Below are 22201 nucleotides of genomic sequence, written 5' to 3'. Positions count from 1 at the left end.
GAAGGAGGCCTCTTTTTGTCACGCCGCGTGCCGCAGCGCTACCGGATCAGCAGCTGTAGTACAGCTCATATTCCAGTGGGTGTACGAAGGTGCGAACCTTGATTTCTTCTTCGGATTTCAGCGCGATGTAAGCGTCGATGAAGTCGTCGGAGAACACGCCGCCCTTGGTCAGGAACGCACGGCCCTTGTCCAGCTCTTCCAGGGCTTCTTTCAGGCTGCCGCAAACTTGTGGGATCTCTTTCGCCTCTTCAGGCGGCAGGTCGTACAGGTTTTTGTCAGCGGCATCGCCTGGGTGGATCTTGTTCTGGATACCGTCCAGGCCGGCCATCAGCAGTGCTGCGAAAGCCAGGTACGGGTTGGCAGCCGGATCCGGGAAACGTGCTTCGATACGACGGCCGCGTGGGCTGTTGACGTAAGGAATACGGATCGAGGCGGAACGGTTGCGAGCCGAGTAGGCCAGCATGACCGGAGCTTCGAAACCTGGCACCAGACGCTTGTAGGAGTTGGTGGCCGGGTTGGTGAAGCCGTTCAGCGCCTTACCGTGCTTGATGATACCGCCGATGAAGTACAGGGCGGTTTCGGACAGGCCGGCATAGCCTTCGCCAGCGAAGGTGTTCTTGCCGTCTTTGGCGATGGACATGTGCACGTGCATGCCCGAGCCGTTGTCGCCGTACAGTGGCTTCGGCATGAAGGTCGCGGTGCGGCCGTAAGCGTCGGCAACGTTGTGTACAACGTATTTCAGAGTCTGAACTTCGTCAGCTTTCTTCACCAGGGTGTTGAACTTGACACCAATTTCGTTCTGACCGGCAGTCGCCACTTCGTGGTGGTGAACTTCAACGGTCTGGCCCATTTCTTCCAGTGCGTTGCACATGGCAGTACGGATTTCGTGGTCGTGGTCGAACGGCGGAACCGGGAAGTAGCCGCCTTTGATACCAGGGCGGTGGCCTTTGTTGCCGCCTTCGATGTCCTGGTCGGACATCCACGAACCTTGTTCGGAGTAGATCTTGAACATCGAGCCGGAGATATCCGACTTGAACTTCACTTCGTCGAAGATGAAGAATTCTGGTTCTGGACCGGCGAAGACGGTGTCACCGATACCGGTGGTCTTCAGGTATTCCTCGGCACGGTGAGCGATGGCGCGCGGGTCGCGATCGTAACCTTGCATGGTCGACGGTTCGATGATGTCGCAGACCAGAATCAGGGTCGCGTCTTCGGTGAACGGGTCGAGAACGGCAGTATCGTCGTCCGGCAGCAGGATCATGTCGGAGGCTTCGATGCCTTTCCAGCCAGCGATGGAGGAACCGTCGAACATCTTGCCGACTTCGAAGAAGTCGTCTTCCAGCGCATCGCGAGCCGGCATGGTCACGTGGTGCTGAGTGCCTTTGGTGTCCGTGAAGCGCAGATCAATCCACTTGACGTCATGATCTTTGATGAGTTGAACCGACTTCGACATAGTGTCCTCCGGGTGGCTTAGGGCTTGGTAGTGGATGCCCTTAATATGGGTGATGCCGGCGCAGATACTCTGCCAAGGCAACCTGCCTCACAAGGGAGCAAATTGCATGCCAGTGCCCCACCATGGGTTTTTTGCCCCAAATTCACGCTGGCAGCGGTGCAAAGCGCAATAAAGGGGAAAATCTCGCCCCTTAATGTAGCGTGCAAATCTGAAAATGACCCGTTTTGGTGCATGCGAAACCTTCTGCATATTAACTGGTTAAACCTTGAGCAATTTCCGCTATAATCCGCGCCCCCCTTTTTCGGCTGGCCCTGCGCGCGCTGTTTTCATGAAACTAATCGTAAAAGTCTTCCCCGAGATCACCATCAAAAGCCGCCCTGTCCGGATGCGTTTCATCCGCCAGTTGGCCAAGAACATCCGCGCTGTGCTCCGCGATCTGGACCCGGCCGTGGTGGTGAACGGTGTGTGGGACAATCTCGAGCTGGAAACCCGCGTTACCGACCCCAAAGCCTTGAAAGAGATGGGCGAACGCCTGATCTGCACGCCGGGCATTGCGCATTTTCTGCAGATCGACGAGTACCCGCTGGGCGACTTCGACGACATCACCGAGAAGTGCAAACAGCACTACGGCGATGAGCTGGCCGGGAAGATTTTCTCGGTGCGCTGCAAGCGTGCGGGCAAGCATCCGTTCAGCTCGATGGACGTTGAAAAATACGTCGGCAGCAAGCTGCGTCGCGAGTGCGGGGCGGCCGGTATCGACCTCAAAGCGCCGGAAATCGAAGTTCGCATCGAAGTTCGCGACCAACGGTTGTTTGTCATCCACGGCCAGCACAACGGCATCGGCGGTTACCCGCTCGGCGCCCTGGAGCAGACGCTGGTATTGATGTCCGGCGGCTTTGACTCGACGGTTGCCGCCTACCAGATCATGCGCCGCGGCCTGATGGCGCATTTCTGCTTCTTCAATCTGGGCGGTCGTGCCCATGAATTGGGCGTGATGGAAGTCGCGCATTTCATCTGGAAGAAGTACGGCAGCTCGCAACGCGTGCTATTTGTCAGTGTTCCGTTCGAAGAAGTGTTGGGCGAAATTCTCGGCAAAGTCGATAACAGTCATATGGGCGTCGTATTGAAGCGTATGATGTTGCGCGCGTCCTCCGCCATTGCCGACCGCCTGCACATCGATGCACTGGTGACCGGCGAAGCGATCTCCCAGGTGTCGAGCCAGACCTTGCCGAACCTGTCGGTGATCGACTGCGTGACCGACAAGTTGGTCCTGCGCCCGCTGATCGTCGCGCACAAACAGGACATCATCGACACCGCCAACGAGATTGGCACCGCCGATTTCGCCCGGCACATGCCGGAATACTGCGGGGTCATTTCGGTTAATCCGAAGACCGCCGCCAAACGCTACCGCGTTGAGCACGAAGAGAAAGAATTCGACATGGCGGTCCTCGAGCGTGCGCTCGAAAACGCCAAACTGGTGCCGATCGATCGAGTGATTGACGAATTGGGCCAGGACTTGCAGATCGAAGAAGTCGGCGAAGCGCTGGCTGGTCAGATCGTCATCGACATCCGTCACCCGGATGCGGCCGAGGATGACCCGCTGGAACTCGCCGGCATAGAAGTACAGACGATGCCGTTCTACGCAGTGAACGCTCGTTTCAAGGAGCTGGATCCGACTCGCCAGTACCTGCTGTATTGCGACAAAGGCGTGATGAGTCGCCTGCATGCTCACCATTTGCTCAGTGAGGGGCATGCCAATGTGCGCGTTTATCGACCGAGCTAAGTGCCCGGGGCTGTTTGCCTGTGGCCTGCGTCACCGGCCCCCCGACACCGCCGTCAAGCTGTAACGGCCATGCCGGACACTACTGTTAATCGCTGCCAAGACTTGTCAGCAAACCGAATCCTCTGATCGAGATACACAAGTGATCGAAAATCTACGTAACATCGCCATCATTGCCCACGTTGACCATGGTAAGACCACCCTGGTAGACAAACTCCTGCGTCAATCCGGCACCCTGGAGCGCAACGAGCTCAACGACGAGCGCGTGATGGACTCCAACGACCAGGAAAAAGAGCGCGGTATTACCATTCTGGCGAAAAACACCGCCATCAACTGGAACGGCTACCACATCAACATCGTGGACACCCCGGGCCACGCCGACTTCGGCGGCGAAGTTGAACGCGTAATGTCGATGGTTGACTCCGTTCTGCTGCTGGTTGACGCTCAAGACGGCCCTATGCCGCAAACCCGTTTCGTGACCAAGAAGGCTTTCGAAGCCGGCCTGCGTCCAATCGTGGTGATCAACAAGGTTGACCGTCCAGGCGCGCGTCCGGACTGGGTTCTGGACCAGATCTTCGACCTGTTCGACAACCTCGGTGCGACCGAAGAACAACTGGACTTCCAGGTTGTTTACGCCTCGGCCCTGAACGGCATCGCCGGTCTGGATCACACCGCCATGGCTGAAGACATGACCCCGCTGTACCAAGCGGTAGTCGACCACGTTCCGCCTCCGGCTGTTGACCGTGACGGCGCGTTCCAGATGCAGATCTCCGCTCTGGACTACAACAGCTTCCTGGGTGTTATCGGCGTTGGCCGTATCGCTCGTGGCCGCGTCAAGCCGAACACCCCGGTTGTGGCTATCGGTGCCGACGGCAAGCGTCGCAACGGCCGTATCCTGAAACTGATGGGTCACCACGGTCTGCACCGCGTTGACGTTGAAGAAGCTGCAGCAGGCGATATCGTTTGCATCAGCGGTATGGACTCGCTGTTCATCTCCGACACCCTGTGCCACCCGGACACTGTCGAGGCGATGAAGCCTCTGACCGTTGACGAGCCAACCGTTTCGATGACCTTCCAGGTAAACGACTCGCCATTCTGCGGTAAAGAAGGCAAGTTCGTGACGTCCCGTAACATCAAGGACCGTCTGGACAAAGAGCTGCTGTACAACGTTGCACTGCGCGTTGAAGAAGGCGATACCGCTGACAAGTTCAAGGTTTCCGGCCGTGGTGAGCTGCACCTCTCGGTACTGATCGAAACCATGCGTCGCGAAGGCTTCGAACTGGCCCTGGGCCGTCCTGAAGTGATCATTCGTGAAGTTGACGGCGTCAAGCAAGAACCGTTTGAAAACGTCACCATCGACATCCCTGAAGAAGCACAGGGCAAGGTCATGGAAGAGATGGGTCTGCGCAAAGGCGACCTGAGCAACATGGTGCCGGATGGCAAGGGCCGTGTTCGTCTGGAATACAACATCCCTGCTCGCGGTCTGATCGGTTTCCGTAACCAGTTCCTGACCCTGACCAACGGTGCTGGCATCCTGACCTCGATCTTCGATCGTTACGACACCGTCAAGTCGGGCCACATGTCCGGCCGTCAGAACGGCGTTCTGGTTTCGGTTGAAACCGGCAAGGCTCTGACCTACTCGCTGGAAACCCTGCAGGCTCGTGGCAAGCTGTTCGTAGAACACGGCCAGGAGATCTACAACGGTCAAATCGTTGGTCAGAACAGCCGCGACAACGACCTGGGTGTGAACCCAACCAAAGGCAAGAAGCTCGACAACATGCGTGCTTCGGGTAAAGACGAAACCATCGCTCTGGTCCCACCTGTTCGCTTCACCCTGGAACAGGCTCTGGAATACATCCAGGAAGACGAGCTGTGCGAAGTGACTCCTAAGTCCATCCGTCTTCGCAAGAAGATCCTGGACGAAAGCGAGCGTACCCGCGCTGCCAAGAAAGCCAAGGCGTAATTTAGCCCGAGCTTGAAAAAACGCCCCCGGTCGCGAGACCGGGGGCGTTTTTGTTTGTCTGGGGTTTAACTGAGGTTTGTGCGGTGTTTGTGCTGGCCTCTTCGCGAGCAAGCCCGCTCCCACAGGAGTTCGATGGCGTACACAAGATTTGTGTTCACCGAGAATCTACTGTGGGAGCGGGCTTGCTCGCGAAGAGGCCGATCAGCCGCCGAGAATCTCAAGGCAGATCAAAACTTCTCGATTGCCCGGAAATTCTGCACACGCTCGACTTCTTTCGGCTTGTACGCGCAATACCCTGGGCGCGGCCCGATCTTGGGGTGATTGCGGCAGGTGTCCGGGCGCTTGTCATAAATGGTGCACAGGCGGCTCTTACGATCCAGGTAGTAGCAATCATTGTTGCTCATGCGCTGCAGAGTGAAGATCCCTGACTTCTGGTTGAAGCGCTCGACCAGCCCTTCCTTTTGCAGGCGCTTGGCGATGTTCTTCGGTGGGTCGCCCAGCTCGAACTCGTCGACCACGCCGATGCGTACCAGGTCCTTGATCTTGACCTCGACCGGCAGCGTGCAGCAGCTCGACATGCAGGAACCGCACATCGGGGCCGAATATTTGGCCCACGTATCGAGACGGTCAATCTCGGCGGCGGCAATCAGGTTGGGCTTCATCATCGGGAGTTACCAGGCGTGTGCGCATCAGGGCGCGCGATCATACCGGGACTGGTGGATTTTTGAACAACCTTTCGCCAGATTTTTGCAAATGTCGCTCAACTGGCCGGCAGTACGGCACGGCCCCTGCATTCATTAGCGCACTCGCCAAGGTAATGCCGGGCTATCTCACCGTCTTCGGAAAAACTGCCGAACCAGCGCCTCTACCGTCGGTCAGACCGTCTAGGCTCAGACAATTCCCCGCTCGCTCGAGGTCCTATCGATGACTCAAGAACCACTAGTTCGCGAAGCAGAGGTGGCCGCATTCCGCGACGCCGTCCTGACCAAGCTCACCTACGCGGTGGGCAAAGACCCGGATCACGCCTTCGACCATGACTGGTTCGAGGCCATCGCCCTGGCGGCGCGTGATCACATGGTCGAACACTGGATGGACCACACCCGGCAGATCTACCGCAAAGGCCAGAAGCGGGTGTATTACCTCTCGCTGGAATTTCTCATCGGCCGCTTGCTTTACGACAGCCTGAGCAACCTCGGTCTGCTCGATGTCGCCCGTGAAGCGCTGACGGAGCTGGGCGTCGATCTGGAGCGCATCCGCTTATTGGAGCCGGATGCGGCACTGGGCAACGGTGGCCTCGGGCGTCTGGCGGCGTGCTTCATGGAAAGCATGTCGACCCTCGGCATCGCCGGTCACGGCTACGGCATTCGTTATGAACACGGGCTGTTCCGCCAGGCCATCGTCGATGGCTGGCAGCAGGAACAGACCGAACACTGGCTGGATTTCGGCAACCCTTGGGAATTCGAGCGGCCGGAAGTCGTTTACACCATCGGTTTCGGCGGCAGTGTCGAAACCGTCACCGATGCCAGCGGCAAATCCAGGCAGGTCTGGTCACCAGCGGAAACCGTCCGGGCGATTGCCTATGACACGCCGGTGGTTGGCTGGCGCGGGGCGAGCGTCAATACCTTGCGCCTGTGGCGTGCCCGAGCCATGGAAGATCTGCACCTGGAGCGCTTCAACGCCGGTGACCACCTGGGGGCCGTGGCTGAAGTGGCCCGCGCCGAAAGTATTTCCCGCGTGCTTTACCCGGCAGACAGCACCGAAGCCGGGCAGGAATTGCGCCTGCGTCAGGAGTATTTCTTCGTCGCCGCCTCCCTGCAGGATTTGCTGCGCCGCCATCGCAACATGCACACCTCGGTGCTGACCCTGGGCGATCACGCCGCGATTCAGCTCAACGATACCCACCCCTCGATTGCCGTCGCCGAACTGATGCGCCAACTGGTCGATGTCTACGACGTGGCCTGGGATGCGGCGTGGCAAGTCACCGTCGACACACTGTCGTACACCAACCACACGCTGCTGCCCGAAGCGCTGGAAACCTGGCCGGTCGGCCTGATGGAGCGCATGCTGCCGCGGCACATGCAGATCATCTACCTGATCAACGCCCAGCACATCGATTCGCTGCGGGCCAAGGGCATTCACGATTTCGACGTGCTGCGCGCGGTGTCGCTGATCGAAGAAGACAATGGGCGCCGCGTGCGCATGGGCAACCTCGCATTCCTCGGCTCGCACAGCGTCAACGGCGTGTCCGGGCTGCACACGCAGCTGATGCGCAAGACTGTATTTGCCGAACTGCACAAGCTCTACCCGGAGCGGATCAACAACAAAACCAACGGCATTACCTTCCGCCGCTGGCTGTATCAGGCGAACTCTGAATTGACCTCGATGCTGCTCGATGCGCTGGGACCGGACTTGCTCGACAACCCCGAAGAACGGTTGCTCGATCTCGAACCGTTCGCCGAGAAACCCGCGTTCCGCAAAGCCTTCGCCGAGCAGCGGCTGCACAGCAAAAAGGCCTTGGCCTATCTGATTCACGAGCGCCTGGGGATCGCGGTCAATCCGGCGGCGATGTTCGATGTGCAGGTCAAACGGATCCACGAATACAAGCGTCAGTTGCTCAACCTGATGCACACCGTGGCGCTGTATCAGGCGATTCGCGCCGAGCCGGAAGTCGACTGGGTGCCTCGGGTGAAGATCTTCGCCGGCAAGGCGGCGGCCAGTTATCACCAGGCCAAGCTGATCATCAAGTTGACCAACGACATCGCCCGAGTAGTGAACAACGACCCGACCGTGCGTGGTTTGCTGAAAGTGGTGTTTTTGCCCAACTACAACGTCAGCCTCGCCGAAAGCATCATTCCGGCGGCGGACTTGTCCGAGCAGATTTCCACTGCCGGTTTCGAGGCCTCGGGCACCAGCAACATGAAGTTCGGCCTCAACGGTGCACTGACCATCGGCACCCTCGACGGCGCCAACGTGGAAATGTGCGAACGCATCGGTGCCGAGCACATGTTCATCTTTGGTCTCAGCGCGCAGCAGGTCGAAGCACGCAAGCAGAACCACGAGTTCAGCGCCGCGCCGGACATCGCCGCGTCTCATCGTCTGAACGATGTGCTGCAAGCGATTCGCAGTGGCGTGTTCTCGCCGGACGATACATCGCGCTACACCGGGCTGATCGATTCGCTGGTGGATTACGACCGTTTCCTGGTTTGCGCCGACTTTGACTCTTACTGGGAAGCACAGAAGCGCGTCGATGCGCACTGGCACGACGCCAATAACTGGTGGCGTTCAGCGGTGCTCAACACGGCGCGGATGGGCTGGTTCTCCTCTGACCGGACCATTCGCGAGTACGCCACCGATATCTGGAAGGCACTGGAGTAATTTTCTGCAACAAATGTGCGTAAGGCCCAACGTTTGTTGGGCCGGATCGATATACTGAGCGGCGGTTACCGGACCGTTCAGTCTGAACGTGTATCTCTGTAGGAGTGAGCCTGCTCGCGATAGCGGACTGTCACAACATAATTAATGGACTGACATACCGCTATCGCGAGCAGGCTCACTCCTACAAGGTTTATGCCTAGACTGACTGAATTGCCGGATTTGCCCCGCCTTGGGGCTGCTTAGGGATATCGACCATGCAATGGATGTTCATGTTGATCGGGCTGCTGCTCGGCTGGCTGCTCGATGAGTCGTTCAGCACCGCGCTACTGGGTGCACTGCTCGGACTGGCGATCGGGCAAACGCTGCGCATCGCCCGGCTTGGCTCGCAGGCGGCGGAGCAACAGCGCCAACTTGAGCAGACGAAGGTGGCCTTGCAAGGCGTCGCGCAGCGCCTGTATCTGCTGGAGGGCTCCCCCTCTCACGCGGTGCCAGCAGCAAGCGCGGACCCGCTCAGCGAGCCGGTCGTCGAGCCCCTCGACATCGCCGAAGATGCCCCGGCCCCTGAATTGGTCTGGGAGCTGCCAGACGAACTCGAACCGATCTCCGCCGTCGCCAGCGAAACCAGCCAGCCGCTACCGGCCGATGTCTGGCATCTGGACGCCATCACTGACGAGCCCGCACAACCCGCACAACCCCGTGGCCCGAACCTCATCGAGCGCGGCATCAGCGCTGCGCGCAACTGGCTGTTCGGCGGTAACACGGTGCTGCGGGTCGGCGTGGTGCTGCTGTTCTTCGGTCTGGCCTTCCTGTTGCGCTACGCCACCGAAGGCATGGTGGTGCCGATCGAATTGCGTTATGCCGGTGTCGCGGCTGCGGCGTTGGCCCTGCTGGCGCTGGGCTGGTGGTTGCGTCGACGCAACAGCAGTTATGCGCTGATCTTGCAGGGCACCGGGATCGCGGTGCTGTACCTGACGGTGTTTGCGGCGATGCGCCTGCACCCGTTGCTCGACCCGTCCGCCGCGCTGGGGCTGTTGGTGGCCGTGACGGTGTTCTCGGCGATTCTCGCCATCACCCAGGATGCGCTGGGGCTGGCCGCCGCTGCGGCATTGGGCGGTTTCGCCGCGCCAATCCTGACCTCGACCGGCGCCGGCAACCATGTCGCGCTGTTCAGCTATTTCGCGCTGCTCAACGCCGGCATTCTCGCCATCGCCTGGTTCAAGGCCTGGCGCCTGCTCAACCTGATCGGTTTCGTCGGCACTTTCGGCATCGGTTTCGCCTGGGGGCTGCGTTCCTATGCGCCAGAGCTGCTGTGGAGTACCGAGCCGTTCCTGATTCTGTTCTTCCTGATGTATCTGGCGATCGGCCTGCTGTTCGCGCGGCGCAAGTTGCTCGACATGCCCGATGCGCCGGCGGACGGCGACCGTGAGGCGCTGCTGCACTGGTCGGCCCGCAAGGGCGATTACGTCGACGGCACGATGCTGTTCGGCCCGCCGATCGTGGGTTTCGGTCTGCAGTTTGCGCTGGTGCAGCATCTGGAATTCGCCGCCGCGTTCAGCGCACTGGCACTGGGCGTGATCTACATGGGCCTGGCCCGGGTATTGATGGGCGGTCGCGCGTTGTTGCTGGGTGAAACCTGTCTGGCGCTGGGGGTGATTTTCGCCAGTCTGGCGATCCCGCTCGGCCTCGATGCGCGCTGGACTTCGGCGGCGTGGGCGGTGGAGGGCGCGGGAATTTTCTGGCTCGGCTTGCGCCAGCAGCGGCCGTTCGCCCGGGCGTTCGCCTTGCTGCTGCAACTGGGGTCGGCGCTGGCATTCCTCAGTCAGTTGCGCGTCGGCGAGAGCAGCCTGCTCGACGGTGCACCCTTGGGCGCGCTGATGCTCGGCATCGCGTTGCTGTTCAGTTTCTATCAACTGCGCAAGGCCGCGCCAGAACAGGCTTCACCGTGGGAGCGCCAGGGCCTTCCGGTGCTGGCGGCTTTGGGCCTGACCTTCCTGTACCTGTTGGCGCCGCTGTTCTTCTTTGTTCAGGCCACTGCGATCAGTTGGGCGCTGGCCGGATTGGTGACGTTGTTCGCCGGTCTGCGCCTGCAATCACGCACATTCCTGTTCACCGCGTTCGCCGTGCAACTGCTTGGTGGTGCGTTGTTCCTGCTTCGCCTGCAAGGCGCGGGTGAAGATTCGGCAGCAGTGTTCAGCGCCGGCTGGAGCGGGTTGCTCAGCGCGTCGTTGATTGGCCTGGCGTTGATCGCGGGCATGCTGCTGGCGGCGCGTGACGAAATGGTGCGCGGCGATGTGCGTCTGCTGCGTGGTTTGTCGGTGGTGCTGTTGGCAGGCTTGGTGCTGATCAATCTGGCGGTGCTGTTCGTGTTGCCGTGGCAAACCGCGAGCGCAGTGTGGGCGGCCAGCGGGTTGTTGATCATCTGGCTGAGCCTGTACCTCAAGCAGCGCGTGAGTTTTGTCTTCGGCTTGTTGTTGCAGTTGATCGGCGGCGCGGCGTTTTTGCTGGCCGGTCCCGAGTTGCTCGGGCCGTTGTCCAGCGAAGGTCTGCGACCGCTGGCCCATGGCGGATTCTGGACGCCGCTGGTGTTGGGGCTGGCGGCGATGATCGGTGCCTGGCGCCTGCAACTGGGCAATCACGCCTCGGCATTCGATGCGCTGAGTTTGCAGCGCTTGTCTGAAGTGCTGCTGGTATGGGGCGCCGGATGGTGGGCGCTGGCGTGGGTCAGCGAGGTGTTGCGTTTTGCGCCGCTGAATCTGCAAGCCACGTTGTTGCTGCTGGTTGCCGCGCTGAGCGTGGCGTTGTGGACGCTGTTGTCGTTGCGTCTGAAATGGCCGGCGCTGGGTCTGCTGTGCACCTTGCTGATTCCGGTAGCGGGCCTGGTGCTGCTGGCGGCGTGGCATGCGCGTTATCACCCGGCGGCGAATGTCGGCTGGCTGGCGTGGGCACTGGTGTTCGTCGTGCACTTCTTCAGCTTGCGGCGTCTGGCGCCGATGCTGCCGGCACGTGCCTTGAGCACCGCACATGTGCTCGGCTGCTGGCTGCTGATCGGCGTGTTGGCGCTGGAGTTGCGTTACGGCCTGCTGCTGTTGTCCGAGCAATACAACGCCTGGCGCTGGCTGGGCGGGGCGATCCTGCCGAGCCTGTATCTGTTGCTGGCGGCGGCTCCGCGCAACTGGCCGTGGCCGGTGGCAGCGTTCCCTCGCGAATATCGTTTGTACGCCGCTGCGCCGTTGGCGGTACTGATGTTGGCGTGGTTCTGGCTGGCCAACGGCGTCAGCGACGGCAACGCCGAACCGCTGCCGTACGTGCCGCTGATCAACCCGCTGGAATTGGGCCTGCTGTTCGCCCTGTTCGGGGTTTATGTGTGGTCGCGTCATGCCGTGACGCAGTTTGCGTTGCGCAAGGATTACGCCGAGTACGCCACGCAACTGGTCGCCGGGGTCTCGCTGTTCGCTTTCTGCACCGCGCTGGTGACCCGGGCTGCGCACCATTGGGCGGGGATCCCGTTCGAGCTGGACCTGTTGCTCGAATCGATGCTGGTGCAGGCCGGGTTGTCCATCGTCTGGACGTTGATGGCGCTGGGCCTGATGATCGGCGGGCATCTGCGTCATCGACGTGAGGTATGGCTGATCGGCGCGGCGTTGATTGCGCTGGTGGTGGCGAAACTGGTTTTTGTCGAATTGAGCAACCGTGGCGGCCTCGCGCGGATCGTCTCGTTTATCGGTGTCGGCGTGCTGCTGCTGGTGGTGGGCTACTTTGCCCCGCTGCCGCCCAAGCGCGTCGAAACCGAACCGGCGGCGGACAAGCCCGTTCCGGACACCGAAGGAGTTTCATCTTGAGTCGCATGCTGAATCTGGGGTGGTTGGCGCTGGGCGTGGTGATGGCTGCCGGCGCCCAGGAAAAACCGGCGGACTTCGCCACACAGGTGCCGCTGGCGGTGAGTGGCAACGGCCCCTGGTATCGCCTCGAACTGCCGTTGAGCGCGCAATTGCAGGCACGCCAGACCGATCTGAGCGACCTGCGGGTGTTCAACGCCGCGGGCGAACCGCAAGCCTACGCCCTGGCCCGTGAATCGGCGCAGACCCGTGACGACGGTCAGTTGCATGAAGTGAAGTGGTTCCCTCTGTACAACACCGCCGATGCCAGCGAACGCGCGCCGAACGTGCGCGTGCAATCGACCACCACCGGCACGCTGGTGGAAGTGCAGCCGTCCAGCCAACTGGAGGCTGGCGAGGAAGTGCTGCGTGGCTGGCTGCTCGATGCCAGTGCGATCAAGGCGCCGTTGCAGCAGTTGATTCTCGACTGGACCAGCGAGCGGGACGGCTTCCAGCGCTTCAGCATCGAAGCCAGTGATGATTTGCAGCATTGGCAGGCGTGGGGTGAGGGGCAGGTTGCGCGGCTGACCTTTTCCGATGAGCGTATCGAACAGCACGAAGTGGCGCTGCCGGGGCAATCGGCGCGGTATCTGCGTCTGCTGTGGGATGCGCCGACGTCGGCGCCGAGCCTGACCTCGGCGCAACTGAAAAGCAGCGATCCGCGCAACGTGCCGCTGCCGTTGGTCTGGTCGCAAGCGCTGGCCGGCAGCAGCACCAAGGCCGGCGAGTACACCTGGCAGTTGCCGATGGGGCTGAACGTCGAACGGGTGCAGGTTGATCTCAAGCAACCGAACAGCCTGGCCCCGGTTACCCTCGCAGGCCGGCGCGAGAGCAGCCTGCCATGGCAGACGCTGAGCAACGGTTTACTATATCGCCTGACGCAGAACGGTCAGGACGTGGTGCAGAACGAATTGCAGCTGTACGGGCAGACCGTACAGCAGTTGAAACTGAGCGTGGATGAGCGCGGCGGCGGTCTGGGCGAGCAGGCACCGAGCCTGAAATACGCGGTGCGGGCGACGCAGGTGATCTTTCTCGCACGCGGCGAAGGGCCTTACAGCCTGGTGCTGGGCAATCCGACTGTGAAAACGGCGAACCTGCCGCTGACCACGCTGATTCCGGATTTCAAACCGGAGAAACTCGCGACGCTGGGCAAGGCAACGGTGCAGGGCGAAGTGCTTGCCACGCAGACCTCACCAGCAACCACGGCGGCCGTGGCCGAGACCCATTGGAAGAAAATCGGTTTGTGGGCGGTGTTGTTGGTGAGCGTGGTGTTCCTCGGGGCGATGGCGGCGAGCCTGTTGCGCAAGCCGCCTACCAACTCCTGAGAATGGCTGGCGCTGCGCGCCATTCGCGAGCAAGCCCGCTCCCACAGGAGATCTTCAGTGGGCATAAGGTTTGTGTTCAATCGAGATCCCCTGTGGGAGCGGGCTCGCTCGCGAAGGCGCCCGGTCAGGCAACAAAAATTTCTGACCGGGCACAGTGCGACATGCACCGCCCGTCCCGATTCGAACTACGCTGATGGCGGCGCCTGAACTCTCTCGACCCGATCACGTCTGATACAAGCAATTGCGCCCCAATGCACGTTACCGGGCGTCATCGCTCGCTACGTTTTCAGACTCCCTGTAAACTGCGCGGGTTTTTAGCCCCCCATTCCACCGGAGCCGTCCATGTCCCGCGTTACCCTGAGTCGCTATTTGATTGAGCAGACCCGCAGCAATAACACTCCTGCCGATCTGCGCTTCCTGATCGAAGTGGTGGCGCGTGCCTGCAAAGAGATCAGCCACGCCGTGTCCAAAGGCGCCCTGGGTGGTGTTCTGGGCAGCATGGGCACTGAAAACGTCCAAGGCGAAGTGCAGAAGAAGCTCGACGTCCTGTCGAACGAAATCCTGCTCGAAGCCAACGAATGGGGCGGTCACCTGGCCGGCATGGCGTCCGAAGAAATGGACAATGCCTACCAGATTCCGGGCAAATACCCGAAAGGCGCGTACCTGCTGGTATTCGACCCACTGGACGGCTCGTCGAACATCGACATCAACGCCCCGGTCGGCACCATCTTCTCGGTACTGCGTTGCCCGAACGAATACCTGAGCCAGAACGAGCCGCTGAACGAAAAAGCCTTCCTGCAGCCAGGCACCCAGCAAGTCGCTGCCGGTTATGCGATCTACGGCCCGCAGACCATGCTGGTGCTGACGCTCGGTGACGGCGTCAAAGGCTTCACCCTGGACCGCGAAATGGGCAGCTTCGTCCTGACCCACGAAGACATCACCATTCCTGAATCGACCCAGGAATTCGCGATCAACATGTCCAACCAGCGCCACTGGGAAGCCCCGGTACAACGCTACGTCAGCGAACTGCTGGCCGGCGAAGAAGGTCCGCTGAAAAAGAACTACAACATGCGTTGGGTTGCGGCGATGGTGGCCGACGTACACCGCATCCTGACCCGTGGTGGCCTGTTCATGTACCCACGTGACAGCCGCGAGCCGTCGAAGCCGGGCAAACTGCGTCTGATGTACGAAGCCAACCCGATGTCGTTCCTGGTGGAACAGGCCGGCGGCGCGTCCACCGACGGTCACCAGCGGATCCTCGATATTCAGCCCGAAGGCCTGCACCAGCGCGTAGCGGTGTTCCTCGGCTCGAAAGAAGAAGTCGCCCGCGCTACGGCCTACCACAAGGAATAAGCCATGAACGCGCCCTGGCAGCCGTTGCTCGATTGGTGGTTCGGACACGCCGAATCACCCGACGAGGTATCGGCTGACAAGGGCACGTTGTGGTTCGGCAAGCGAGACAGCCAAGACCTCGAAGCGCGTGAGCGTTTCGGGGTCTTTGTCGATCAGGCCCTCGCCGGCGAATTGACCGAGTGGGCGCAACGTCCCGAAGGTTGGCTGGCCGTGGTGTTGCTGCTCGATCAACTGCCGCGAATGATCTTTCGCGACTCTCCCAAAGCCTTTTCCGGTGATCTGCGCGCGCAAAAACTCGTCGCGCAAGGCATTGCTGCGGACTTCGACCGGCAACTGAAGCCGATTCAGCGGGTATTCATTTATCTGGTGTTCGAACACTGCGAAAACCTCGCGGTGCAGAACGAAGCCGTTTCGCGGTTTATCGATCTGGTGGCTGAACAGCCGGAAAGTGAGCGGGCGGTGTTCGCTGACAACCTGGACTATGCCGAGCGGCACCAGAAAGTGATTGCGCGGTTTGGACGGTTTCCGCATCGCAATGCGGTGTTGGGGCGGGAGTCGACGGCGGAAGAACTTGAGTTCCTCGCCGGGCCAGGTTCCCGATTCTAAACTTGCGTTAAGGCTGCTGCCGTCTTCGCGAGCAAGCCCGCTCCCACAGTGCCTTATGGTGGAACACACATTGTGTTAACACCGAAGATCCCTGTGGGAGCGGGCTTGCTCGCGAAGAGGCCAGTGGCCGCGCCTTAAATCCTGAAACTGCCCACCAACTGCTTCAACCGTGCCGCCTGCTGCTCCAGATCCGAGCACGCGCGCAAGGTCGCCTGCAGGTTCTCCACGCCTTCCTGGTTCAGCGTGTTGATCTCGTTGATATCAACGTTGATCGACTCGACCACGGCGGTCTGCTCTTCAGTCGCGGTGGCCACCGACTGGTTCATCCCGTCGATCTCGCCGATGCGCTGGGTCACGCTGCCCAGACGTTCGCCGGCCTGGTTGGCGATACCGACGCTGCTTTCGCTCTCGCGCTGGCTCTCGGTCATGATGCTCACCGCCTGTCGTGCGCCGACCTGCAGTTCTTCGATCATCTTCTGCACTTGCTGCGCCGAATCCTGGGTGCGATGTGCGAGGTTGCGCACTTCGTCAGCGACCACGGCGAAACCACGACCGGCCTCACCGGCGCGGGCTGCCTCGATCGCGGCGTTGAGCGCCAGCAGGTTGGTCTGCTGCGAGATGCTGGTGATCACTTCCAGAATCTGGCCGATGTTCACCGTGTTGCTGTTCAGCGTTTCGATGTTGCCGCAGGAGTCGCTGATCTTCGCCGACAGTTGCTGCATGGCTTGAATGGTTTTATCCACCACCTGCTGACCGTCGACCGCCAGGCTGCGCGCATCGCTGGAGTGTTGCGAGGCGAGGGCGGCGTTCTGCGCGATTTCCTGGGCGGCGGCGCCGAGCTGGTTGATTGCGGCGGCCACGCTGTTGGTGCGGCTGGACTGCTGGTCGGAGTTGTACATCGACGAGTTCGAGGCCGCGACCACGCGCAGGGCAACTTCATTGACCTGGCCGGTGGCCGAGGACACTTCGCGAATCGAAGTGTGGATACGCTCGACGAAACGGTTGAACGAAGTGCCCAGTGCGCCGAACTCGTCGTTACCGTGAATCACCAGACGCTTGGTCAGATCGCCTTCACCTTCGGCGATGTCGTGCATGGCGCGGCCCATGGTCAGCAGTGGTTGCATCAACACGCGGATCAGCATGCCGAGCAGGGCGATGATGATCACTACGGCAATCACCATGGCGATCAGCGCCGAGGTGCGGAATTCGCTGAGCATCGAAAACGCGGTGTCCTTGTCCAGCACCAGCGCCACATACCAGTCGGCCGAAGGCACGCCGTTGATGTGGGTGAACGAGACCAGTTGGGTCTTGCCGTCGAATTCGACTTCTTTCAGGCCCGGGCTGACTTTCGGTGCGCCGTTCGGATAGGCCTCGGCGAGGGTCTTGAGCACCAGTTTGCTGTCCGGGTGAATCAGGATCTTGCCTTCGCTGCTGACAATGAACGCGTGGCCATGGCCACCGAAGTTCAGCGAGTTGATGATTGCGCTGACGCTGGTCAGGTCGATGTCCGCACCGGCCACACCGATCATCTGGCCCTGACGCTGTACCGGGGTGGCGACAGTGATCACCAGTTTGCCCGACGAGGCGGCGATGTAGGGTTCGGTGACGATGGTCTGCTGGGTGCTGTTGGCTGCCTTGTACCAGCCACGGGCACGCGGGTCGTAGTCCGGCGCGCGGTTGCCGGCGGGCACGGAGAACATCACGCCGTCGGTACCGCCGAAGTAGCTGAGCTGGAAATTGCCGGTGTAGGCGGGCAGGTCGATGATGCGTTTCAGGCTGGCGGGTGCGCTGCCGTCGGCGGCGACTTGCTGTGACAGCGATTGCAGCAACTGGATGCGACTCTCCAGCCAGGTCTGGATGTTGCTGGTGGTCAGGCTGCCCAGTTCCTGCATCGACGCTTCGGTGCTGCTGCTCAGGGCTTCGCGTTGTCGATAGTCGTTGAAGAAAATGAAACAGGCGAACGCAACGGCCACCACGAGGGCGGCAGCCAACAAGATCTTGTGGCTGAATTTCATGTTTCTGGTCATCGAATGAACTACCGCGAAGGGGCTGGTCAAGAAGTGGCGGCAATTTGCCATACTCGGGGGCTTTGCGCTGCTCTTATTTCGACTGCGTCGCGCCAAAGATTAGGCGGTTTTCGGGAAATGCGACGAAATGCTCAATCGCTGCAAAAAGTCGCTGATTGGGCGCTAAATGCCAGACGAGCGGAGCAATAAATAGCCATCGGCGTGGGGAACCAGACAGGGGTTTTCTCTTCTAAGCTTCTGGTTGGCGCCATGCCATCCCCCTTCCGCTCCAGGAGTTACTTCATGTCGCTGCGATCTATCGCCCTTCTGACTTTTTGCGTGCTGTTGGCCGCGTGCAGCAAGGTCAATCAGGAAAACTATTCCAGGCTTTCGGCCGGCATGGCCAAGGCCGAAGTTGAGACGCTGCTCGGCAAACCCACCGACTGCTCGGGTGCGCTCGGCATGTCCAGTTGCACTTGGGGCGACCAGAAAAGCTTTATCAGCGTGCAGTATGCCGGTGACAAAGTGTTGATGTTTTCCGGCCAAGGCCTGAAGTAAACCGGGGCTACGCGCCCGCGGGAGAAAAATAATGAAGCGGTTATTGTTTGTCTTTTTTGCCGGCCTGGTACTGGCCGGCTGCGCCACACACGGTGAAGATCCGCTGGCGCCCAAGACAGTCCACAGCGTCAACCTCAAGCGTTACCAGGGCACCTGGTACGAACTGGCGCGCCTGCCGATGTACTTCCAGCGCGATTGCGCGCAATCCGAAGCGCATTACTCGCTCAAGCCCGATGGCAACGTCGATGTACTCAATCGCTGCCTGACTGCGGACTGGCAATGGGAAGAGGTCAAGGGCACGGCTTATCCACAGGTGCCGGGCAAGACCGACAAGTTGTGGGTCGAGTTCGATACCTGGTTCTCGCGCCTGATTCCGGGTGTGGCGAAAGGCGAATACTGGGTGTTGTACGTCAGCGATGACTACAAGACCGCCATCGTCGGCGACCCGAGCCGCAAGTACATGTGGTTGCTGTCACGCACGCCGACCGTCAACGGTGTGGTGCGTGAAGAGCTGCTGAGCAAGGCTCGTCAGCAAGGTTATGACACCACGCGACTGATCTGGCGGGCGTCGGATCGGCAGATGGCCAAGACTTCAAACTAAAGAACACCACAAAACCAATGATCGCTCCCACGCTCCGCGTGGGAGTGTCTCAATGGACGCTCCGCGTCCGCTTGTGGGACGCAGAGCGTCCCGGGCTGCCATTCCCACGCAGAGCGTGGGAACGATCAGCTGTCAGCCCAGGAGGTCACGCAGGACCTGGGTGAAGGCACGCGCACTGTCTTCTTCGCCAGCATGCCGGCCATCACGTACAACCCACTGGCCATTGACCAATACATCGCGCACCTGACGATCGCCGCCGGCAAACAGCCAGCGATTCAAAATCCCGTCACCACTGGCCGTCGCCAGATACGGGTCATTGCCATCGAGCACGATCCAGTCCGCACGCTTGCCGACTTCCAGCGCGCCAATCGGTTGCCCCAGTGCCTGGGCGCCGCCCTCCAGCGCCGCGTCATACAGCGTGCGCCCGACCATTGGCTGATCTGCGCCATACAGGCGATTGCGCCGCTGATCGCGCAGACGCTGACCGTATTCCAGCCAACGCAGTTCCTCGACCACGCTGAGCGACACATGGCTGTCGGAACCGATGCCCATGCGTCCGCCCTGCGCGAGGAAATCCACCGCCGGGAAAATCCCGTCGCCAAGGTTGGCTTCAGTCGTCAGGCACAGGCCGGCAATGGCGCGACTCTTGGCCATCAGCGTGACTTCTTCCGGGTTGGCGTGGGTGGCGTGGACCAGACACCAGCGCTGATCGACCTCGGTGTTTTCATAGAGCCATTGCAACGGACGACGACCGCTCCAGCTCAGACAGTCATCGACTTCCTTTTGCTGTTCGGCGATGTGAATGTGCACCGGGCACTGCTTGTCACTGGCTGCCAGCACTTCGCTGATCTGTTGCGGGGTGACTGCGCGCAACGAGTGGAAGCACAGCCCTAGCGATTGCGCCTTTTGCTGCGCCAGCAGTGGTTGCAGGCGCGATTGCAGCTTCAGGTAGTTTTCGGTGCTGTTGATGAAGCGGCGCTGGCCGTCGTTCGGCGTCTGCCCGCCGAAACCCGAGTGGCTGTAGAGCACCGGCAGCAGGGTCAGACCGATGCCGCTGTCACTTGCGGCCTGGCTGATGCGCAACGCCAGTTCAGCCGGGTCGGCGTAAGGCTGGCCGTTGTGGTCGTGATGCACGTAGTGAAATTCAGCGACCGAGGTGTATCCGGCCTTGAGCATTTCGATGTACAGCTGACGGGCGATTACCCCGAGTTGCTCCGGGCTGATTTTCCCTACGAGCCGGTACATCAGGTCGCGCCAGGTCCAGAAACTGTCATTGGGGTTGCCGGCCACTTCGGCCAGGCCCGCCATCGCGCGTTGGAACGCGTGGGAGTGCAGGTTCGGCATGCCCGGCAGTAGCGGACCGCTCAGCCGTTCGGCGCCGTCTGCGGTGGAATCGGCCAGGATTTGGGTCAATACGCCATCGGCGCTGACCTCCAGACGTACATTGTTGGCCCATCCGTTAGGCAGCAGCGCGCGTTCGGCAAAGAAGGCGGACATGGTTCAGCACCCCATCGTGTGTTATTTGTATATACATATACAGACGTTTGCCTGCCCGGTAAACTCCGGCAAGCTAGCAACCTTCATCCAAAGAACAGGGATCAACCGTGCCGACTCCGCCTCCAGTCTCCCCGTTGGCCGCGAACATGGGCGACAGTCCGGCGCCCTTGTACGCTCGCGTCAAACAGATGATCACCCAGCAGATCGACAGCGGTAACTGGCCGCCGCACTACCGCGTGCCGTCGGAAAGCGAACTGGTCAATCAACTCGGTTTCAGCCGTATGACCATCAATCGGGCCCTGCGTGAGATGACCGCCGACGGCCTGCTGGTGCGCATGCAAGGCGTCGGTACGTTCGTCGCTGAACCGAAAAGCCAGTCCGCGCTGTTCGAAGTGCACAACATCGCCGACGAAATCGCCTCTCGTGGCCATCGCCACACCTGTCAGGTGATCACCCTCGAAGAAGAGGCCGCCGGTTCCGAGCGTGCACTGGCGCTGGACATGCGTGAAGGGCAGAAGGTGTTCCACTCGCTGATCGTGCATTACGAAAACGACATTCCGGTGCAAATCGAAGACCGTTTCGTCAATGCTCTGGTCGCCCCGGAGTACCTCAAGCAGGACTTCACCCTGCAAACCCCTTATGCCTATCTCAACCAGGTGGCACCGCTGACCGAAGGCGAGCACGTGGTCGAAGCGATCCTCGCCGAGCCGTCCGAGTGCAAGTTGCTGCAGATCGAAAAAGGCGAACCGTGCCTGTTGATCCGCCGTCGTACCTGGTCGGGACGTCAGCCGGTGACGGCGGCACGTTTGATTCATCCGGGTTCTCGTCATCGTCTGGAAGGACGCTTTCATAAATGAATGGTTTGAAGGTTTTACGCGCCGAAGGCTACCCACGCATGCCGTGGAAAAACGGCGGTGGCAGCACCGAAGAAATCACCCGTGACGCGGGCGCCGGCCTTGAGGGTTTCGGCTGGCGTCTGTCGATTGCCGACATTGCCGAGTCGGGCGGTTTTTCGACCTTTGCCGGTTACCAGCGGGTGATCACGGTACTGCAGGGTGATGGCATGACCCTGTGTGTTGACGGTGATGACACGCGCCCGCTGTTACCTCTGGACCCGTTTGCGTTCAGCGGCGAGAGCCAGGTGTCCTGCACCTTGCTCGGCGGGGCAATCCGCGATTTCAACCTGATTTACGCGCCGCAGCGTTACCGCGCGCGGTTGCAGTGGCTGGAGGGAGAGCAGCGGTTTTTCAGTTCGGCGGGGACGGTGTTGGTGTTCAGTGTCAGTGAGTTGCTGCAAGTGCAGGTCGGTGACAGCACGGCACAGCTCGGTCGACATGACTGTGTGCAACTGGACGGTAACAGCGAATTGGTCGAAGTCTCCACCAATGCCGCTTGCTGCGTGATCGAACTCCTCCAGAACTGAACAAAACCCTGTGGTGAGGGGATAAATCCCCTCACCACAAAAGCTATCCCTCTCCTGTTTCCCTCTGCGCACCAACTTGTTACCGAACGCCCCAGCGTGGCGCAAAACCACGCTTTCGTAGCCGCTGTGCACTTCCTCCAAACATCCCGCTAAATTTTTCATCAACGCCAGAACCCTTGTGTCAGGCGGTCTTCAGCCCTGTCCGCGATTTTCCTGAACCGCTCTCCAACAAGTTGGCCGCTCGATTGCATATGCTTGTATGTACAAGTAAAGACGTATGCGTATGGGTCACTTGAGACTCCCGCGGCGTCCACTGATTCGCTTGTCGCGCCAAGAGGCGCAAAAGCCGCTTGCCCACCACCAGGGTTGGTTTGAATTGATCGCTG

At 60.5% G+C, this 22201-nt stretch carries 16 protein-coding genes and 1 pseudogene; 11 read left to right on the top strand and 6 right to left on the bottom strand.

Annotated elements, in window-relative coordinates; genetic code table 11:
- Positions 1 to 46 precede the first annotated feature (46 nt).
- Positions 47 to 1453, bottom strand: coding sequence for a glutamate--ammonia ligase (glnA, locus tag PseAD21_RS25525; protein WP_003220788.1), 1407 nt, complete (start codon positions 1451 to 1453; stop codon positions 47 to 49).
- A 328-nt stretch (positions 1454 to 1781) separates the two neighbouring features.
- Here glnA and thiI point away from each other — a divergent pair, with 328 nt between their 5' ends.
- Positions 1782 to 3236 carry a tRNA uracil 4-sulfurtransferase ThiI gene (gene thiI, locus PseAD21_RS25515; RefSeq protein ID WP_102358550.1) on the top strand — a complete coding sequence of 485 codons (1455 nt, stop codon included), beginning with the start codon at positions 1782 to 1784 and terminating at the stop codon, positions 3234 to 3236.
- Between the two features lie 139 nt (positions 3237 to 3375).
- Positions 3376 to 5196 (top strand): translational GTPase TypA, encoded by a 1821-nt coding sequence (typA, locus tag PseAD21_RS25510; protein ID WP_102358549.1) that lies wholly within the window; start codon positions 3376 to 3378, stop codon positions 5194 to 5196.
- Between the two features lie 227 nt (positions 5197 to 5423).
- Here typA and PseAD21_RS25505 read toward each other — a convergent pair whose 3' ends face one another.
- Positions 5424 to 5861 (bottom strand): YkgJ family cysteine cluster protein, encoded by a 438-nt coding sequence (locus PseAD21_RS25505; protein WP_025110918.1) that lies wholly within the window; start codon positions 5859 to 5861, stop codon positions 5424 to 5426.
- Positions 5862 to 6120: 259 nt separating this feature from the next.
- Here PseAD21_RS25505 and PseAD21_RS25500 point away from each other — a divergent pair, with 259 nt between their 5' ends.
- The 5 genes from PseAD21_RS25500 (at position 6121) to PseAD21_RS25480 (ending at position 15730) form a co-directional block, all read left to right on the top strand.
- Positions 6121 to 8571, top strand: a complete 2451-nt coding sequence (locus PseAD21_RS25500; RefSeq protein ID WP_102358548.1) for a glycogen/starch/alpha-glucan phosphorylase — start codon at positions 6121 to 6123, stop codon at positions 8569 to 8571.
- Between the two features lie 254 nt (positions 8572 to 8825).
- The gene (locus PseAD21_RS25495; protein WP_102358547.1) at positions 8826 to 12410 is read left to right on the top strand and encodes a DUF2339 domain-containing protein; all 3585 of its coding nucleotides are present in this window, start codon (positions 8826 to 8828) and stop codon (positions 12408 to 12410) included.
- Positions 12407 to 13771: a DUF3999 domain-containing protein gene (locus PseAD21_RS25490; protein ID WP_102358546.1), complete on the top strand. Its 1365-nt coding sequence runs from the start codon at positions 12407 to 12409 to the stop codon at positions 13769 to 13771. The genes PseAD21_RS25495 and PseAD21_RS25490 overlap by 4 nt, the downstream gene beginning before the upstream one ends.
- 342 nt (positions 13772 to 14113) lie before the next feature.
- Positions 14114 to 15124, top strand: coding sequence for a class 1 fructose-bisphosphatase (locus tag PseAD21_RS25485; RefSeq protein WP_025110914.1), 1011 nt, complete (start codon positions 14114 to 14116; stop codon positions 15122 to 15124).
- Between the two features lie 3 nt (positions 15125 to 15127).
- On the top strand, positions 15128 to 15730 hold the full coding sequence (locus tag PseAD21_RS25480; RefSeq protein WP_102358545.1) for a DUF924 family protein: 603 nt from the start codon (positions 15128 to 15130) through the stop codon (positions 15728 to 15730).
- Positions 15731 to 15864: 134 nt separating this feature from the next.
- Here PseAD21_RS25480 and PseAD21_RS30380 read toward each other — a convergent pair whose 3' ends face one another.
- Positions 15865 to 16629 carry a methyl-accepting chemotaxis protein gene (locus PseAD21_RS30380; protein ID WP_371748298.1) on the bottom strand — a complete coding sequence of 255 codons (765 nt, stop codon included), beginning with the start codon at positions 16627 to 16629 and terminating at the stop codon, positions 15865 to 15867.
- A 93-nt stretch (positions 16630 to 16722) separates the two neighbouring features.
- Positions 16723 to 17622: pseudogene (locus PseAD21_RS30375) on the bottom strand (cache domain-containing protein); the annotation flags it as partial.
- A 417-nt stretch (positions 17623 to 18039) separates the two neighbouring features.
- On the opposite strand from PseAD21_RS30375, the gene PseAD21_RS25470 reads away from it, so the two are divergent.
- The gene (locus PseAD21_RS25470) at positions 18040 to 18294 is read left to right on the top strand and encodes a hypothetical protein (protein ID WP_025110911.1); all 255 of its coding nucleotides are present in this window, start codon (positions 18040 to 18042) and stop codon (positions 18292 to 18294) included.
- Positions 18295 to 18325: 31 nt separating this feature from the next.
- Complete coding sequence (locus PseAD21_RS25465; RefSeq protein WP_102358543.1) at positions 18326 to 18895, top strand: lipocalin family protein; 570 nt, start codon at positions 18326 to 18328, stop codon at positions 18893 to 18895.
- Positions 18896 to 19027: 132 nt separating this feature from the next.
- On the opposite strand, the gene PseAD21_RS25460 is transcribed toward PseAD21_RS25465, so the two are convergent.
- Positions 19028 to 20392 carry a formimidoylglutamate deiminase gene (locus tag PseAD21_RS25460; protein WP_102358542.1) on the bottom strand — a complete coding sequence of 455 codons (1365 nt, stop codon included), beginning with the start codon at positions 20390 to 20392 and terminating at the stop codon, positions 19028 to 19030.
- Between the two features lie 146 nt (positions 20393 to 20538).
- On the opposite strand from PseAD21_RS25460, the gene hutC reads away from it, so the two are divergent.
- Together hutC and PseAD21_RS25450 are read left to right on the top strand one after the other, a co-directional pair.
- Positions 20539 to 21249, top strand: a complete 711-nt coding sequence (gene hutC, locus PseAD21_RS25455) for a histidine utilization repressor (protein WP_163013658.1) — start codon at positions 20539 to 20541, stop codon at positions 21247 to 21249.
- Positions 21246 to 21815, top strand: coding sequence for a HutD family protein (locus PseAD21_RS25450; RefSeq protein ID WP_102358541.1), 570 nt, complete (start codon positions 21246 to 21248; stop codon positions 21813 to 21815). Before hutC ends, PseAD21_RS25450 begins: the two co-directional genes overlap by 4 nt.
- A 181-nt stretch (positions 21816 to 21996) precedes the next feature.
- Here the strand turns inward: PseAD21_RS25450 and PseAD21_RS29895 are convergent.
- Positions 21997 to 22201, bottom strand: a 205-nt coding sequence (locus PseAD21_RS29895) for a hypothetical protein (RefSeq protein WP_218244987.1), incomplete at its 5' end; no start/stop codon positions are given.

This window comes from Pseudomonas sp. AD21 (genome assembly GCF_002878485.1).
In the GTDB taxonomy this organism is placed as follows: Bacteria; Pseudomonadota; Gammaproteobacteria; order Pseudomonadales; family Pseudomonadaceae; genus Aquipseudomonas.
The sequence above is the reverse complement of the archived record's forward strand: the minus strand, read 5'-3'. Positions and strand labels throughout refer to the sequence as shown.

Excerpts from the sequence above, each read along its gene's own strand:
- glnA (WP_003220788.1), bottom strand. The coding sequence starts at position 1,453 with ATGTCGAAGTCGGTTCAACTCATCAAAGATCATGACGTCAAGTGGATT.
- thiI (WP_102358550.1), top strand. The coding sequence starts at position 1,782 with ATGAAACTAATCGTAAAAGTCTTCCCCGAGATCACCATCAAAAGCCGC.
- PseAD21_RS25505 (WP_025110918.1), bottom strand. The coding sequence starts at position 5,861 with ATGATGAAGCCCAACCTGATTGCCGCCGCCGAGATTGACCGTCTCGAT.
- PseAD21_RS25500 (WP_102358548.1), top strand. The coding sequence starts at position 6,121 with ATGACTCAAGAACCACTAGTTCGCGAAGCAGAGGTGGCCGCATTCCGC.
- PseAD21_RS25495 (WP_102358547.1), top strand. The coding sequence starts at position 8,826 with ATGCAATGGATGTTCATGTTGATCGGGCTGCTGCTCGGCTGGCTGCTC.
- PseAD21_RS25485 (WP_025110914.1), top strand. The coding sequence starts at position 14,114 with ATGTCCCGCGTTACCCTGAGTCGCTATTTGATTGAGCAGACCCGCAGC.
- PseAD21_RS25480 (WP_102358545.1), top strand. The coding sequence starts at position 15,128 with ATGAACGCGCCCTGGCAGCCGTTGCTCGATTGGTGGTTCGGACACGCC.
- PseAD21_RS30380 (WP_371748298.1), bottom strand. The coding sequence starts at position 16,629 with ATGTACAACTCCGACCAGCAGTCCAGCCGCACCAACAGCGTGGCCGCC.
- PseAD21_RS25470 (WP_025110911.1), top strand. The coding sequence starts at position 18,040 with ATGTCGCTGCGATCTATCGCCCTTCTGACTTTTTGCGTGCTGTTGGCC.
- PseAD21_RS25465 (WP_102358543.1), top strand. The coding sequence starts at position 18,326 with ATGAAGCGGTTATTGTTTGTCTTTTTTGCCGGCCTGGTACTGGCCGGC.
- PseAD21_RS25460 (WP_102358542.1), bottom strand. The coding sequence starts at position 20,392 with ATGTCCGCCTTCTTTGCCGAACGCGCGCTGCTGCCTAACGGATGGGCC.
- hutC (WP_163013658.1), top strand. The coding sequence starts at position 20,539 with ATGGGCGACAGTCCGGCGCCCTTGTACGCTCGCGTCAAACAGATGATC.
- PseAD21_RS25450 (WP_102358541.1), top strand. The coding sequence starts at position 21,246 with ATGAATGGTTTGAAGGTTTTACGCGCCGAAGGCTACCCACGCATGCCG.